The 1,350-nt window shown below is 36.7% G+C and carries 1 protein-coding gene; it reads left to right on the top strand.

The window, feature by feature from the left end:
• Positions 1 to 169: 169 nt before the first annotated feature.
• On the top strand, positions 170 to 1,350 hold a 1,181-nt coding region (gene istA / locus HR057_RS16740), incomplete at its 3' end, for an IS21 family transposase (protein WP_173732633.1).

Here is a 1,350-nt window from a genome sequence, read left to right as displayed (position 1 = left end):
TGTGAACGATAAAATAAAATTAACAGATTTAGATAAATAAAATTTTACACTTTCTTAGGATTAAGAGGTGGAAAACAAACCCTATCTCAATCTATTAATTTTTTACTCCATTACTGTTATATTTTGATTGGTACAAGTCTTATTTAACAGTAATGGAGGTATAGGAAAGGTGGACAAGTTTGAAGTGTATGTGAACATTCGACAATTATTGGAACAAGGATTTAGCAAAACAGCCATTGCGAATAAGTTGGGGATTTCAAGGCCTACCTTATATCGGTACCTCAAAAAAAATCCAAGAGAAATGGTCGACTGGATTGATTCTACGAAAACAAGGACAAAAAAATTAGATCCTTACAAAGATAAAATTTTATCTTGGCTGAGGGAACATCCTGCATTAAAGGCGTCTCAAGTTGAAGATTGGTTAAAGGAGAGATATCCGTCTATCCAGGTTTCAGAGAGCACTATTCGGGCTTATGTTAGGGGTCTACGAAAAGAATATGATATTCCTAAAGAAGAAAAAGTTAGAGATTATGAGGCTGTACCAGAAATGGAAGCTGGGGAACAAATCCAAGTAGATTTTGGAGAGACATGGCAAGAAACACCCGATAAAAGAAAAGTCAAATTGCACTTTATCGCATTTGTCCTTTCCCATTCCCGATACAAATATGTGGAATGGTTGGATCGTCCTTTTACAGTCCAAGATCTTATTACCTGTCACGAAAACGCATTTGCGTGGTTTGAAGGAATTCCACGTGAACTTGTCTATGATCAAGATCATTTAATTGTCGTCAGTGAAAATGGTGGTGATCTCATTTTAACAAAAGAATTTGAGGCTTACCGACAGGAACGAAAACTGAATCTTCGTATATGTCGGAAAGCAGATCCAGAAAGTAAGGGCAAAATTGAAAATGTGGTTGGATACGTCAAACATAATTACGCCAAGTATCGGATATTTACAAATATTGAACGTTGGAATGAGGATTGTTGGAAATGGCTTCACAGGACAGGAAATTATAAAATACACGGTACGATCAAAAAAAGACCGGTCGAAGTATTTCAAGAAGAAAAGAAACACTTACGACCAGTCACACAAAAAATTTCTTATTCAAATCCTGTCTCTAGTATAACAAGAACGGTTCGGAAGGACAACACCATTCTTTATCATACAAATCGTTACTCAGTCCCTCTCGGGACATATAACAAACAAAAGACCGTTTATATTGCACAAATAGATGAGTATTTGCTTGTCTATGCATCTAAAAATGGTCCGTTAATTGCCAAACATAGACTGTGCCAAGAGAAAGGAAAGTTAATCCGAGATCGGCAGCATACCCGGGATCGTTCCAAAGG

Source organism: Calidifontibacillus erzurumensis, from assembly GCF_013303125.1.
Lineage (GTDB): Bacteria > Bacillota > Bacilli > Bacillales > Bacillaceae_J > Calidifontibacillus > Calidifontibacillus erzurumensis.
The sequence above is the reverse complement of the archived record's forward strand: the minus strand, read 5'-3'. Positions and strand labels throughout refer to the sequence as shown.